At 68.6% G+C, this 13,768-nt stretch carries 14 protein-coding genes; 12 read left to right on the top strand and 2 right to left on the bottom strand.

The window, feature by feature from the left end:
- Positions 1-127: 127 nt before the first annotated feature.
- The 5 genes from ACFY9N_RS14300 (at position 128) to ACFY9N_RS14280 (ending at position 4,842) form a co-directional block, all read left to right on the top strand.
- Positions 128-544 carry a Fur family transcriptional regulator gene (locus tag ACFY9N_RS14300; protein WP_391479444.1) on the top strand — a complete coding sequence of 139 codons (417 nt, stop codon included), beginning with the start codon at positions 128-130 and terminating at the stop codon, positions 542-544.
- A 2-nt stretch (positions 545-546) separates the two neighbouring features.
- On the top strand, positions 547-1,569 hold the full coding sequence (locus tag ACFY9N_RS14295) for a permease (RefSeq protein WP_391479683.1): 1,023 nt from the start codon (positions 547-549) through the stop codon (positions 1,567-1,569).
- Complete coding sequence (locus ACFY9N_RS14290) at positions 1,562-2,368, top strand: TIGR03943 family putative permease subunit (RefSeq protein WP_391479443.1); 807 nt, start codon at positions 1,562-1,564, stop codon at positions 2,366-2,368. Before ACFY9N_RS14295 ends, ACFY9N_RS14290 begins: the two co-directional genes overlap by 8 nt.
- A gap of 406 nt (positions 2,369-2,774) precedes the next feature.
- Entirely contained in the window at positions 2,775-4,109 is a 1,335-nt protein-coding gene (locus ACFY9N_RS14285; RefSeq protein ID WP_391479441.1) for an Ig-like domain-containing protein, read from the top strand.
- Between the two features lies 1 nt (position 4,110).
- Complete coding sequence (locus ACFY9N_RS14280) at positions 4,111-4,842, top strand: DNA-3-methyladenine glycosylase (protein WP_391479440.1); 732 nt, start codon at positions 4,111-4,113, stop codon at positions 4,840-4,842.
- A gap of 55 nt (positions 4,843-4,897) precedes the next feature.
- On the opposite strand, the gene ACFY9N_RS14275 is transcribed toward ACFY9N_RS14280, so the two are convergent.
- On the bottom strand, positions 4,898-5,911 hold the full coding sequence (locus ACFY9N_RS14275; RefSeq protein WP_391479438.1) for a LacI family DNA-binding transcriptional regulator: 1,014 nt from the start codon (positions 5,909-5,911) through the stop codon (positions 4,898-4,900).
- Positions 5,912-6,054: 143 nt separating this feature from the next.
- Between ACFY9N_RS14275 and ACFY9N_RS14270 the strand changes: the two genes are divergently transcribed.
- From ACFY9N_RS14270 to rpsN, 7 genes are all read left to right on the top strand, one after another.
- A complete protein-coding gene (locus ACFY9N_RS14270) occupies positions 6,055-8,073 on the top strand; it encodes a beta-galactosidase (protein WP_391479437.1) in 2,019 nt (672 codons plus the stop codon).
- A complete protein-coding gene (locus ACFY9N_RS14265; protein WP_391479436.1) occupies positions 8,070-8,996 on the top strand; it encodes a carbohydrate ABC transporter permease in 927 nt (308 codons plus the stop codon). Before ACFY9N_RS14270 ends, ACFY9N_RS14265 begins: the two co-directional genes overlap by 4 nt.
- On the top strand, positions 8,993-9,880 hold the full coding sequence (locus ACFY9N_RS14260; protein WP_391479435.1) for a carbohydrate ABC transporter permease: 888 nt from the start codon (positions 8,993-8,995) through the stop codon (positions 9,878-9,880). The genes ACFY9N_RS14265 and ACFY9N_RS14260 overlap by 4 nt, the downstream gene beginning before the upstream one ends.
- Before the next feature lie 54 nt (positions 9,881-9,934).
- Positions 9,935-11,263 (top strand): ABC transporter substrate-binding protein, encoded by a 1,329-nt coding sequence (locus ACFY9N_RS14255; RefSeq protein WP_391479433.1) that lies wholly within the window; start codon positions 9,935-9,937, stop codon positions 11,261-11,263.
- Between the two features lie 342 nt (positions 11,264-11,605).
- Positions 11,606-11,842 (top strand): 50S ribosomal protein L28, encoded by a 237-nt coding sequence (gene rpmB, locus ACFY9N_RS14250; RefSeq protein ID WP_017203559.1) that lies wholly within the window; start codon positions 11,606-11,608, stop codon positions 11,840-11,842.
- Positions 11,842-12,012 carry a 50S ribosomal protein L33 gene (gene rpmG, locus ACFY9N_RS14245; protein WP_046014935.1) on the top strand — a complete coding sequence of 57 codons (171 nt, stop codon included), beginning with the start codon at positions 11,842-11,844 and terminating at the stop codon, positions 12,010-12,012. The genes rpmB and rpmG overlap by 1 nt, the downstream gene beginning before the upstream one ends.
- 3 nt (positions 12,013-12,015) lie before the next feature.
- Entirely contained in the window at positions 12,016-12,321 is a 306-nt protein-coding gene (gene rpsN / locus ACFY9N_RS14240; protein ID WP_017829734.1) for a 30S ribosomal protein S14, read from the top strand.
- 538 nt (positions 12,322-12,859) lie between these two features.
- Here rpsN and ACFY9N_RS14235 read toward each other — a convergent pair.
- Positions 12,860-13,687: an alpha/beta hydrolase gene (locus tag ACFY9N_RS14235; protein ID WP_391479429.1), complete on the bottom strand. Its 828-nt coding sequence runs from the start codon at positions 13,685-13,687 to the stop codon at positions 12,860-12,862.
- Positions 13,688-13,768 lie beyond the last annotated feature (81 nt).

Raw genomic sequence — 13,768 nt, 5'->3', positions numbered from 1 at the left:
GCCCAGCCCCGTCGCGGCGACCCCGGAATTCCGGGGCGGGTGCGGCTGCCGGGTGGCAGATGTCCGGAGTTATGGACCGGCCGCGACTCCCAGCCCTCGCCGATCCCCGACGCCTAGAATCGTCGGTATGGCTCAGCGGAACACCTGGCAGCGCGAACGCGTGCGCGAAGCACTCGCCGACGCGCGCGGTTTCGTGAGCGCGCAGAACCTCCACGCCTCGCTGCGTGACGAGAACACGGGCATCGGCCTGGCCACCGTGTACCGCGCGCTCGCGGGTCTCGCCGCCTCGGGCGACGCCGACTCGCTGCAGAGCCCCGAGGGCGAGGCGCTCTATCGCGCCTGCACCACCCAGGGGCATCACCATCACCTCATCTGCCGCAACTGCGGTCTCACGGTCGAGATCGAGGCCAAAGACGTCGAGCAGTGGGCACATCGCACCGCGGCCCTGCACGGGTTCACGGATGCCGCGCACGTCGTCGACATCTTCGGACTCTGCGCCCCCTGCACCAACAAGCGCGATGCCGAGAGGGCCGCGAACGCGTGACTTTGCTGAGCCCCCCGCGGCACACGCACCGCCCGAGCGCGTCGCCGCGCTCGGCGTGGATCGGCCTCTCGCTGGGTGCCGTCATCATCGCGGCGCTGTTCCTCGTCGACGCGTTCCTGCCGCAGCTCTTCCCGGCCTCCCTGCCGACCCGCGCGCAGGACGGCCTGACCCTCGCCCTCAGCGTGCTGATCGAGGCGTTGCCGTTCGTGATCCTCGGCGTGCTGCTGTCGATCGTGGTGCAGGTGTGGCTGCCGGCCGACGTCATCCACCGTTGGCTGCCGAAGCGAGCCTGGGCCCGCCGGGCCGTGCTGTCGCTGCTGGGGATGCTGATCCCGGTCTGCGAGTGCGGCAACGTGCCCTTCGCCCGCGGACTCATGATGCGCGGCCTCGCGCCGGCCGAGGCGATGACCTTCCTCATCGCGGCCCCGATCGTGAACCCGATCGTGATCCTCACCACCCACGCCGCGTTCGGGTGGGACGGCGGCATCCTCGTCGCGCGTCTCGTCGGCGGCTACCTGATCGCGAACCTCATCGGTTGGATCTACAGCCGCCACCCCTCGCCCGACGCCATGCTCACGCAACGCTTCATCGAGACGTGCGACCGCGTCACCCACGAGCACGGCACCCCCGTCAAGCGCAGCCTCACGCAGTTCCTCATCGAGCTGCGCGCCGTGATGCCCGCCCTCGTGATCGGCTCGGCGCTCGCCGGAGCCGTGCAGGTGCTCATCCCGCGCGACATGCTGCTCGCGATCGGGTCGAACCCGGTGCTCTCGATCGTTGCCATGATGGCGCTCGCGATGACAGTTGCGATCTGCTCGAACGTCGACGCCTTCTTCGCCCTGTCGTTCGCCTCGACATTCTCGTCGGGAGCGATCGTCGCGTTCCTCCTGGTCGGCCCGCTCGTCGACGTGAAGATGCTCGCGCTCATGCGCACGACCTTCACGGCCCGCACGCTGCTCGGCATCGTCGGCGTGGTCGTCGCCGCGGCCTTCGCGATCGGGATCGGGGTGAACGTCCTTGTCTGAGTCGCATGCGGTCGATCCGAAGACTTCCCGCACCCGCCTCCGTGCTCTCGGCACGCGCTGGCTGGGCATCGGCCTCGCGACCTTCGTGTCGATCGTCACGCTCGGCCTCGGGTTCACCGGTCGCCTCACGCTCTACATCAGTCCCGAGTCGGTGTGGTTCGCGTGTGCTGCCGCCGTCGTCACGCTTCTGGGCGCGATCTGGTCGTGCACGCTGCCGCTGGGGGAAGAGGGCGACCACGGCCACGATCACGGAACCGCAACCGATGAGGCGGATGCCCCGCCCACCCCTCGTCGCGCCCTCGCCGCCGCGGGAGCGGTGACCGGCGGTATCCTCGCCACCGGCGTCGTCGCCGCGGCACTCGTGCTGCCGCCGGCCTCGCTCTCGGTCGAGCTCGCGATGTCGCGCGTCGGCGAGCAGACGGCGCTCTTCGCCGGATCCGACGACATCACCCTCGGTGTCGCCGACACCTCGACCTTCGGGGTCGGGGACTGGGCCAGTGTCTTCGCGACGGCGACGAACACGGCGGCGTACGACGGAGCATCCGTCTCGCTGGTCGGATTCGTCACGCCCGACGCGGTGAAGGACGGCGAGGTCAATCTCACCCGCATGGTCATCACGCACTGCGTCATCGACGCCCAGCCGGCGACCCTGCCGGTCGACGTCGACGCGAGCGCGTACGACACCGGCCAGTGGATCGAGGTCACGGGAACGGTGAAGACGGATGCCGACGGCAAGCTGAGCATCGTCCCCACCGAGGTCGTCGCGATCGACGAGCCGGGAGACCCGTATGAGTACTGACGACGAGCGGCCCGAGGGCCCCGCCGTCCCGCGTACGCGCGCCGAGATGCGCGCCGCCCGCGAGGCCGCTGCCGCGGCGGAGGCGGCGGCTGAGGAGGAGTCTCGGGGCGCGGCCCTTCGACAGGCTCAGGGACCCAGTTCGGGGGAGCCCGCGGAAGAGCCCTGGGTTGCTGAGCCTGTCGAAGCATCCCAGCCCGCGGAGGAGTCTCGGAGCGGGGCCCTTCGACAGGCTCAGGGACCCAGTTCCGTCGAAGCGTCCGTGCCCGCGGAGGAGTCTCGGAGCGGGGCCCTTCGACAGGCTCAGGGACCCAGTTCCGAGCAGCCCGCGGAACCTTCGGTTCCTGAGCGAGCGAAGCGAGACGAAGGGCCGAAGCGCTCGCGGCGGTTCGGGGTCGCGCTCGCGGCGGTGCTCGGCATCCTCGTGCTGGTCGGTGCCGGCTTCGGTGTCGTGAGCCTGACGCAGGGGCCGCGCATCACCGAGGTGCAGGTCGACCCCGCGCACGCGATCGACGCCTCGGGCAGCCGCCTCATCCTCACGACGAATCAGTCGCTCGCGGCGATCGACCCCGCGCAGGTGACGGTCGAACCCTCGGTGCCGTTCACGGTGGATGCCGCGGGGCGGGGTGTCGGCATCCGGTTCACCGTCCCGCTCGACGACGAGACGACGTACACCGTCACGGTCGCCGATGCCGTCGGCGCCTCGGGTGGCCCGAAGAACGACCTCACCACGTCGTTCACCACACCGTCGTCGAACATCTTCCTGCTCAACCGCAGTGACAACGAAGACAAGATCTTCCAGACCGATCTCACCGGCGAGAACGGCGTGCCGGTGTTCGCGGCCGACAAGATCAACGACTTCCGCGCGACGTCCTCGCAGCTCGTCGTGACGGTCGAGGAGGACGACGGCTCGCACATCATCGTCATGGACCACGACGGCGGCAACCAGCGCGAACTGCCGCTGCCCGGCGAAGGCTATGTCGGGTCGATCCAGGTGTCGGAGCGCGGCGGACTCGTCGGCTACAGCTACTCCGATCGCGAGCTCAGTGACACCGAGGGGCGCGCGAGCGTGCTCGTCACCCAGTCGCTGAACGACCGCGACTCCGAGCCGCAGGTCATCGAGGTCGGAGGTGCCGAGGCCAGCATCTTCGCGTGGCAGTTCGTACCCGACAGTGCCGCCGTGCTGTTCATCGACTTCGACGGCGCACTGTCGCTCGTCGACCGCTCGAGCGATGCGGGCGTGCAGTCGCTCGGTCTCGCCGCGAACATCCAGGGCATCAGCCGGGGCACGTACACGGCGATCGTCGAGCGCCTCGACGGCTCGGTGGTGGAACTGAACCTCGCCGACGGGTCGGAGCAGCCGCTCGCGGCATCCGACCCCGACTACGGCATCGCCTCGACCATCACCCCGTTCCCCGGCGGCACGCTGCGGCACGTCGTGCAGCGCAACGAGCTCGGCATCCCGACCGGCCAGGCGGTCGTGCGGGTCGATGACGACGGTACCGCGACCCCACTGATCGAGGTCGCTTCGACGGATTCGATCCTGCAGGCCTGCGCCTCGCCCAGCGGTCAGTACGCCGCGGTGGTGGTCGCCCCGAACATGACCGACAACCCCTACGACGAGATGCTGCTCCCGCTGCCGAAGACGATGGAGACGCACCTGATCGACCTGCGCACGGGTGACGCGATGCCCGTTCTCACCGGGTTCGACGCGTCGTGGTGCCAGACGGCCCCGCGTTTCTGAGATGGTCGGCGCTCTGCACCGGGCGACCCGCGACGAGTTGAGCGGGCTACCGGTCGAGGTGGCTCCGCGACTGCTCGGAGCCGAGTTGCGCACGATCCTCGCGGTGCCCGGTGAACCGGCGGCCGAGGTGCGGATGCGGTTGACCGAGGTCGAGGCGTACCACGGGCAGGGCACAGGCGACCTCGCCGACCCCGGCTCGCACGCGCGCATGGGGCGCACCGCGCGCAACGCCACGATGTGGGGCGAGCCCGGGCATCTCTACGTCTACCTGAGCCACGGCATCCACTCGTGCGTCAACGTCGTCTGCGGCCCCGAGGGTGTGGCGGGCGGTGTGCTGCTGAGGGCGGGAGAGGTCGTCGGAGGGGCGGATGCCGCCGCCCACCGCCGCGGTGTTGAGGGGCCGCTCACGCCTCGGGCGCTGCGCGACCTCGCGCGTGGACCCGGGCGCTTCGGGCAGGCGGTGGGGCTGAAGCATCCGATCCACGATGGGATCGACGCGGTCACGGGCGAGGAGTGGAACGGCGCGCGCGCCGAGCTGTGGCTGAGCGACGAGCCGGTCGAGGTCGCGACGGGGCCGCGGGTGGGGGTGGCCGGCGTGGCGGGGACGGATGCCTTCCCCTGGCGCTTCTGGATCGCCGGCCACCCGACGGTCTCGCCGTTCCGCTGGGGCCGCGGGGCCGAGGAGGTCTCGCGGGGTGGGGCCCTTCGACAGGCTCAGGGACCCAGTTTCTGAGGGCCTCGCCACTGGGTCGCTGAGCTTGTCGAAGCGTCCCGCCCCGCAGGCCGCGTCAGGCGGAGTCGCGCCAGACGACGGGGGTGTCGAGCAGGATGCCGGTGCGGGCGGCGGGTTCGTCGTCGCGCAGTTGAGCGAGCACGGATGCCGCGGCCGCCGCGCCGAGTCCTTCGGCCGGTTGGTCGACCGTCGACAGCAGGGGAGTGGTGCGCAGCGCCCACGTGCTGTTGTCGAAGCCGACGATCCCGACGTCCTCGGGCACGCGGCGACCGGCCTCGCGCAGCGCCCAGATGGCGCCGGCGGCGACGGCATCCGATGCGGCGAACACACCGTCGATGTCGGGCGCACGCTCGAGCAGCCGTGACATGGCCGCCGCTCCGTCGGCGTAGGAGTACAGCGGCACGGGCTCGATGAGCGCGGGGTCGAAGTCGTCTCCGAGGGCCTCGGTGAACCCGGCGAGACGGTCGGCGCCCGAGTCGCGGTCGAGTGCCGCGGCGATCATGCCGATGCGCCGGCGCCCGGTCGCGCGCAGGCGCGAGGTGATCGTGCGCGCGGCGCCGTGGTTGTCGACGCCGACCCAGGCGGCATCCACCTCGGGCGGGTGGCCGACGTAGGCGACCGGGAGGTCGAGGCGCATGACGGCCTTGGTGATCGGGTCCTGCGCGCGCGCCGAGACGATCACCGCGCCGTCGACGAACCCCCCGTTGAGGTACCGGGCGACGCGTTCGGTGTCGCGGTCGGAGTCGACCACGAGGCACACCATCTGGTAGTCGGCCTCGGAGAGCGTCTCGTTGGTGCCGAGCATGATCGCCCCGATGTTGGGGTCTTCGAGGAACAGCGCGTGGGGTTCGTGCACGATGAACGCGATGGCCTGGGTGCGCTGGCGCACGAGGTTGCGCGCGGCGGTGTTGGGCACGTAGCCGACTTCGCGGATCGCGTCTTCGATCGCGGTGCGGGAGGAGTCCGAGACGTACCCGCCGTTGAGCACGCGGCTGACGGTTCCGCGCGAGACGCCGGCCACGCGCGCGACGTCGTGCACGGTGCTGCGACGGCGCGGATGGGAGCTCATGTTCCACAGCCTAGCGACTGGACTTGACGTCGAACCGCTCGACATGTGACGATGTGTGCACGTTCACAGAAAATCATCCCGGACTTTTCGTGAACTGAACTGTGCACGTGCACACATCTCTTTCCGCAAAGGAGCGAAACCGAATGCCCGCCGCCGCGCCCACCCTCATCTCCTCTCTGTCCGAGGGGGAGGGTCTCGTCTTCGGATGCGACTACAACCCGGAGCAGTGGGATCGCAGCGTCTGGCCCGAAGACATCCGCCTCATGCGCGAAGCGGGCGTCGGACTCGTCGCGATCAACATCTTCGGCTGGTCGACGATCAACCCGGCCCCGGGGGTGTGGGACTTCAGTGGACTCGACGAGATCATCGCGCAGCTGCACGCCGCCGGTATCCGCGTCGACCTGGGCACCGGCACCGCCTCGCCGCCGCCGTGGCTGACGTCGCAGCATCCGGAGATCCTGCCCGAAGGCATCGACGGCACGGTCTTCCACCAGGGCGGCCGCCAGGCCTACTGCCCGAGCAGCCCCGTCTTCCGCGCCTACGCGGCCGAGGTCACCCGCACCGTCGTCGAGCGCTACGGATCGCACCCCGCTGTCACCCTCTGGCACGTCTCGAACGAGCTCGGCTGCCACAACGCCCTCTGCTACTGCGCGACCAGCACCGCCGCTTTCCGTGCCTGGCTGCGCGAGCGCTACGCCGACGACATCACAGCGCTCAACGCCGCCTGGGGCACCAGCTTCTGGAGCCAGCGCTACGGCTCGTTCGACGAGGTGCAGGTGCCGGCGCAGGTGCTCTCGCTGCGCAACCCGGGGCAGGTGCTCGACTTCCAGCGCTTCAGCTCCGACGAGCAGCTCGCGCTCTACCGCGCCGAGGCCGAGATCATCCGCGCGCACAGCGACATCCCGGTGACGACGAACTTCATGGTCACCGCGCACATCCGTGCCCTCGACTACTGGTCGTGGACCACCGACATGGACCTCGTCGCCAACGACCACTACCTCGACCGGCGCCTCGCGAACCCGCGCCAGGAGCTCTCGTTCGCCGCCGACCTCACCCGCGGCCTCGCGGGCGGCGACCCGTGGCTGCTGATGGAGACCTCGACGAGCGCTGTCAACTGGCAGCCGGTCAACCTCGCCAAGGCCCCGGGAGAGCTCACCCGCAACATCGCCTCGCACGTCGCCCGCGGTGCCGATGGCATCTGCTTCTTCCAGTGGCGCGCGTCGACGCAGGGTGCTGAGAAGTATCACTCGGCCCTGCTGCCGCACGCCGGCACCGACAGCGACCTCTGGCGCGGAACGGTCGAACTGGGCCGCATGCTCGAGACCCTCGGCGAGATCGCCGGCACGCGCGTCGCAGCGGACGCCGCGGTGCTGTTCTCCTGGGAGAACTGGTGGGGCGTCGAGAACGAGGGCCGCCCGAGCGAAGAGGTGCGCTACCTCGACCAGGTGCACGCTGCGCACACCGCCCTCGCGGATGCCGGAATCGTCGCCGATCTCGTGCGCCCCGGTGCCGACCTCGACGACTACCGCCTGATCGTCGTGCCGGCCCTGTACCTCGTCCGCGACGAGGAGGCGGCCGTGATCGCCCGCGCCGTCGAGCGTGGAGCGACCGTGCTCGTCACCTTCTACAGCGGCATCGTCGACGCCGAGGATCGCGTGCGCACGGGCGGCTATCCCGGCGCTTTCCGCGAGCTTCTCGGTATTCGCTCCGAGGAGTTCGCGCCCCTCGTGCCGGGCCAGACCGTCGCGCTGAGCGACGGCTCGACGGCATCCGTCTGGAGCGAACGCCTGCGCGCGACGGATGCCGAGGCGATCGCCTCGTTCATCGACGGGCCCTCCGCCGGTCACCCCGCGATCACCCGCCGCGCGCATGGCGCGGGCGAGGCCTGGTATCTCGCGACCCAGCCGTCGCCCGAGGCGTACCGCGCGCTCGTCTCCCGGCTCGCCGATGCGGCGGGCATCGACGCGGCACCCGGCGCCGGACCCGACGTCGACGTGGTGCGCCGCGTCGGCACCGACGCCGCCTACCGCTTCGTCATCAATCACGGCTCGAGCGCCGTCGAGATCGCCGCCCGGGGCTCCGAGCTCCTCAGCGGTGCCGACGTCACCGGCTCCCTCACCGTCCCCGCCGGGGCGGTCCGCATCATCAAGGAGGATGTATGACCACCACGCTCACGGCGCCGGCGAAGACCGGCGCGGCGCCCGGTCGGCGTCGATCCCGCATCCCGCACAAGGGTGCGATCGCCTTCCTGTTCCTGCCGTTCGGCGTGCTCTTCGCGCTGTTCTACGTCGCCCCCATCGCCTACGCGTTCTGGCAGTCGCTGCTCGTCGTGCGCCGCGAGGGCACGTTCGGCAAGGCCGAGCTCGTCTTCGGCGGCTTCGCCCAGTACGCGCAGGTCTTCCAGGACTCGGCCTTCTGGAACTCGATGGGGCGGATGCTGCTCTTCGGCGTCGTGCAGGTGCCGATCATGCTCGGCCTCGCGCTCCTGTTCGCCCTGCTACTCGACTCGCCGCTGGTCAAGGGCAAGCGCTTCTTCCGCCTCGCCTTCTTCGTGCCCTACGCGGTGCCCGGTGTGATCGCCGCGATCATGTGGGGCTCGCTGTTCTCGCCGAACCTGTCGCCGTTCACCGCGATCACCAAGAACATCGACTTCCTCGGCGCCGACCTGGTTCTCTGGTCGATCGCCAACGTCGTGACCTGGGTCTACGTCGGCTACAACATGCTCATCATCTACTCGTCGCTGCTGTCGATCCCGCAGGAGTTGTACGAAGCGGCCCGCCTCGACGGTGCCGGTCAGTGGCGCATCGCCTGGTCGATCAAGATCCCGCTCGTGCGTCCGGCGATCGTGATGACCGCGATCTTCTCGATCATCGGCACGCTGCAGCTGCTCGCCGAGCCGCAGGTCTTCCGCTCGTTCAGCTCGGCGGTCACCAGCACGTTCACACCGAACATGACCGTGTTCGCGACGGCATCCATCCCGAACACGAACCTCGCGGCGGCCTTCTCGGTCGTGCTCGCGGTGACCACCTTCGTGCTCTCGTTCGGATTCATGAAGTACATGCAGCGCAAGGAGCAGAACGCATGACCACCGCGACGATCATCGGTGCGCGCCGCTCGACCGGACGCGCCGCCCGCGAATCGGGCATCTCCCGCGGTGCCGCGATGCTCATCATGGCCGTGTTCACCGTGTACTTCCTGCTGCCGCTGTGGTGGCTGCTGGTCGCGGCGAGCAAGGACAACAGCGACATCCTCACCACCGCGCCGCTGTGGTTCGCCGACGTGAAGTTCTTCGACAACATCGTCGAGCTGTTCGCGTATCGCGACGGCGTCTACCTCAAGTGGATGCTGAACTCGGTGCTGTACGCCGCGCTCGGCGGAGCCATCGCCACGCTGCTGGCCGCGATGGCCGGGTACGCGCTGGCGAAGTACCGTTTCCCGGGGCGCAATGTGCTCTTCGACGTCGTGCTCGGCGGGGTGCTCGTGCCCGCGACCGCGCTCGCCCTGCCGCTGTTCCTCATCTTCAGCCAGGCGAACCTGACGAACACCTTCTGGTCGGTGTTCCTGCCCTCGATCGTCAGCCCCTTCGGCGTCTACCTCGCGCGCATCTTCGCGGCATCATCGGTGCCGGACGAGCTCCTCGAGGCGAGCCGTCTCGACGGGGCCGGCGAGATCCGCACGTTCTTCACCGTCAGCATCCGCCTGATGACCCCGGCGCTGGTGACGATGTTCCTCTTCCAGTTCGTCGCGATCTGGAACAACTTCTTCCTGCCGATGATCATGCTGCGCAGCGAAGAACTCTTCCCCGTCGTCTACGGCCTCTACAACTGGAACAACCAGCTGAACCAGCTCCCCGAGCTGCGCGGCCTCGTGCTGATCGGCGCCCTGCTGTCGGTCATCCCCCTCATCATCACGTTCCTCCTGCTCCAGCGCTTCTGGCGCAACGGTCTGGGCGCCGGCGCCCTCAAGTAGCAGGCGATCGGGCGGACGGTCCGCCCGGTCATGCACCACCGAGAAAGGTCAGAAATGCAGCATTCGAAGAAGAAGGCAGCCGGCGCGATCGCCATTGCGGCGCTCGTGCTCACGGGATGCTCCGCCGGTGGCGGAGACACCTCGACAGGGGGCGACGCCGCCGCCTGCACCCCGTCGGACGGCGACGTCACGCTCGAGTTCACGTCGTGGATCCCCGGGATCGAAGACGTGGTGAAGATCTGGAACGACGAGAACCCCGAGATCCAGGTGAAGGTGCAGACCGGCCCCAACGGCAACGGTGGCACGTACCAGAACTTCTTCAACCAGCTCCAGGCGGGCGATGCTCCCGACCTCGGCCAGATCGAGTACGACGCCCTGCCGAACTTCCTCGTGCAGGACGGCATCGAAGACCTCAGCGCCTGCGAGGACGTCGTGGCCGCCGAGGGCGACTTCGTCGACTGGGCCTGGGGTCAGGTGACGCTCGGCACCGAGGGCGTCTACGGCATCCCGCAGGACATCGGCCCGATGGCGCTGTTCTACCGCGCCGACCTGTTCGAGCAGAACAACATCCCGATCCCCACCACGTGGGACGAGTACCGCGAGGCCGCGGTGCAGATCCGCGCACTCGGCGGCTACATCACCAACTTCTCGCAGTCCGACATCAACCAGTTCGCCGGCTTCGTGTGGCAGGACGGCGGTCAGTGGTTCTCGAGCGACGACGCCGGCTGGACCGTCTCGCTCGACGGCGAGCAGTCGATCTCGGTCGCCGACTACTGGCAGGGCCTGCTCGACGACGACCTCGTCGCCACCGTCCCCGCGTGGACCGATGAGTGGAACAACGCCTACAACTCGGGCGAGGTCTGGACGTGGAACTCCGCCGTCTGGGGCGCGAACTCGATCTCGAGCGGTGCGCCCGACACGGCCGGCAACTGGGCCGTCGCGCCGCTGCCGCAGTGGAGCGCGGGCGACGCCGTCGCCGGTAACTGGGGCGGTTCGTCGACCGCCGTGCTCAAGGGCAGCGAGCACGTCTACGAGGCGACCAAGTTCGCCCTGTGGTTGAACACCTCCGAGGAGGCGCTCACGGCCCTCGCCGACGCCGCCAACCTCTACCCGGCGACGACCGCGGGCCTGTCGCTGCCGGTCTTCGCCGACGGTGTCGAGTTCTACGGCGGGCAGAAGATCTACGACGTGTTCGCCGAGGCGGCCACGCAGGTCTCGCCCGACTTCGTGTGGGGCCCGACCATGACGCAGACCTACGCCGACGTCTCCGACGGGTTCAAGGGCGCGGTCAGCGGCAGCGGCACCCTCGCCGACGCGCTGACCGACGCGCAGACGTCGACGGTCGACGCCCTGAAGTCGGCGTCGATCCCCGTCACCGAGTAACACTCCCTCTCGGGAAGGCCCGCGGGTGCTCCGGCATCCGCGGGTCTTCGTCGTCCCCCGGCATCCGTCCTCAGGCTTCGAATCGCTCACCTTGCAGTTTCCGGGCCCCAGAATTGACCAAGTGAGCGATTCGAAAGCCGGATGGGGGATGCCGGGTGGGGATGATGCTGGGTGGGGATGATGCTGTGATAGCATTGGCGATTGTCTGTGCACACTCCTGTGCGCAGTTCGCATGCTGTTCCGTTTCTGGGTCCCTGAGCTCGTCGAAGGGTCCAGCGGATGGCGTGCAGACAAGGGATCTTGGGTGAGGCCGTCCGGCCTCACGGTATAGAAGGAGTCATCATGGCAGCAGTGTGCCAGGTGACCGGAGCTGTTCCCGGTTTCGGTCACAACGTCTCGCACTCGCACCGCCGGACGAAGCGCCGCTTCGACCCGAACGTGCAGAAGAAGACCTATTTCGTTCCGTCGCTCGGTCGTAAGATCACGCTCAACGTGTCCGCCAAGGGCATCAAGGTGATCGACGTCCGTGGCATCGAGAACGTCGTCAAGGACCTCCAGGCGAAGGGTGTGAAGCTCTAATGGCCAAGAAGGCTCAGGACGTACGTCCGATCATCAAGCTGCGTTCGACGGCGGGTACGGGTTACACGTACGTGACCAAGAAGAACCGCCGCAACACCCCCGACCGTCTCGTGCTCAAGAAGTACGACCCGGTGGTCCGCAAGCACGTCGAATTCCGAGAGGAGCGTTGATCAATGGCTAAGAAGAGCAAGATCGCTCGCAACGAGCAGCGCAAGGTCATCGTCGAGCGTTACGCCGAGCGTCGCGCCGAGCTGAAGAAGACCCTGGTCGACCCGAACGCCACCGACGAGGCCCGCGAGGCCGCACGCGTCGGCCTGCAGAAGCTGCCGCGCAACGCGTCGCCGGCTCGCGTGCGTTCGCGCGACGTCATCGACGGCCGCCCCCGCGGTGTCCTCACGAAGTTCGGCATCTCGCGTGTCCGCTTCCGTGACATGGCGCACCGTGGCGAGCTGCCCGGCGTGACCAAGTCGAGCTGGTAAGCATTTTCGGTCCCTGAGCTTGTCGAAGGGCCCCAGGGGCGAGGATCTTCGGATCCTCGCCCCTTCTGCGTGTCCGGGGGTCTTGGGAGCGCACGCTCGGGAGGAGATCTCGCACTGTGCAGGATCGATTCGGGCATCCGCTCCTGCGGAACGAGAGTTCTCCTGCGCTGGCGGCAGGCGATGGTCTCGTCGAGAAACTCATTGATTCGGTGTCGGATGCTTCGCGCCGCGCTGAGGTGATGCTCGCCCCCGTAACGGAGGATATCTCGGGCCTGACGCGCCCTGGAGGACGGATTCTTCCTGCGTGGGTACACCGTGCTTCGGTTCGGATACGAGCAGGTGATGGAGCACTGGCCTGAAGGGCGGGCGGTCATCATGGAGGCGGTTGCTCAGGGGAAGCACCGTGGATGATCCGCCTTCATCCGCATCGCCGCACACGCAAGGGAGGAGATCTCGCCTTCCGCAAAACCGGATCCTGATTCTGGTCCTGCGGAAGGCGAGATCTCCTCCGCTCGTGCGGAGCGCGCAGCGCCGTCCCTCACGCGACGGATGCTTCGGCGTGCTGCACCGCCCACGTGAGGGCTTTGTCGGCGATCTCCTCCCAGCCGTCCTGACTGACGAGGCGATGGGTGCGGCCGGGGTACTCGACGTAGTCGACGACGGCGGGGCTGCCGGAGTCGCGGTACTTCTTCTCGATCGCCCGGACGATGGCCGGCGGCACGACGTGGTCGATCTCGCCGGCGATGAGCAGCAGCGGGGCGCGGTCGGCGCGGGCGTAGTCGACGTGCGTGACGCCGCCCTTCTCGTTGAGCACCGAGGTGACGCCCTCGAAGAAGACCCGGTTGTAGGAGTTGACGGCGTACTCCTCCCACAGGGCGTCGGATGCCGCGCGGTCGAGGTCGTTGCCGAAGGTGAAGTGGAAGTGGCGCTTCGAGAGAGGCTTGGCTCCGTTGCGTCCGAAGGGGTTCGAGAGGATCGGGGTTCCGGTCCAGAGGGTCGAGAGTGGGAGCGCGGTGACGCCGGCGGTCTGGCCGGGGGCGACACCCACGTAGGCGACGCCGAGGCCGCGGTCGGCGAGCATCTGGGTGAGCACTCCGCCGAACGAGTGTCCCATGATGATCGGCTTCACGGGGAGCGCCCGGATGATGCGCTCGTAGTTGTCGGCGATCTGCTTCAGGCCGATGCCCTTGAGCGCCGACGGGTCGCGGCGGATGTCGTCGACGGTGCGGTCGTCGATGCCGGGCCATCCGGGAACGATGACCTCGTGGCCCTGGGCGCGGAAGCGGTCGGCCCACGTGTCCCAGCTCTTCGGGGTCATCCAGAGTCCGTGGATGAGGACGATCGGGGTCTTGTCGGTGCTGTTCATGATTTTCTCCTTGCTCGGTCCTGCGGTTCGGAAGTGCGTTACGCTGATAGTAGACCGAACGTTCTATCTACTGCAAGATAT

This window comes from Microbacterium sp. NPDC008134 (genome assembly GCF_042957055.1).
GTDB lineage: Bacteria > Actinomycetota > Actinomycetes > Actinomycetales > Microbacteriaceae > Microbacterium.
This window is presented reverse-complemented; position numbering and strand designations above follow the sequence as displayed.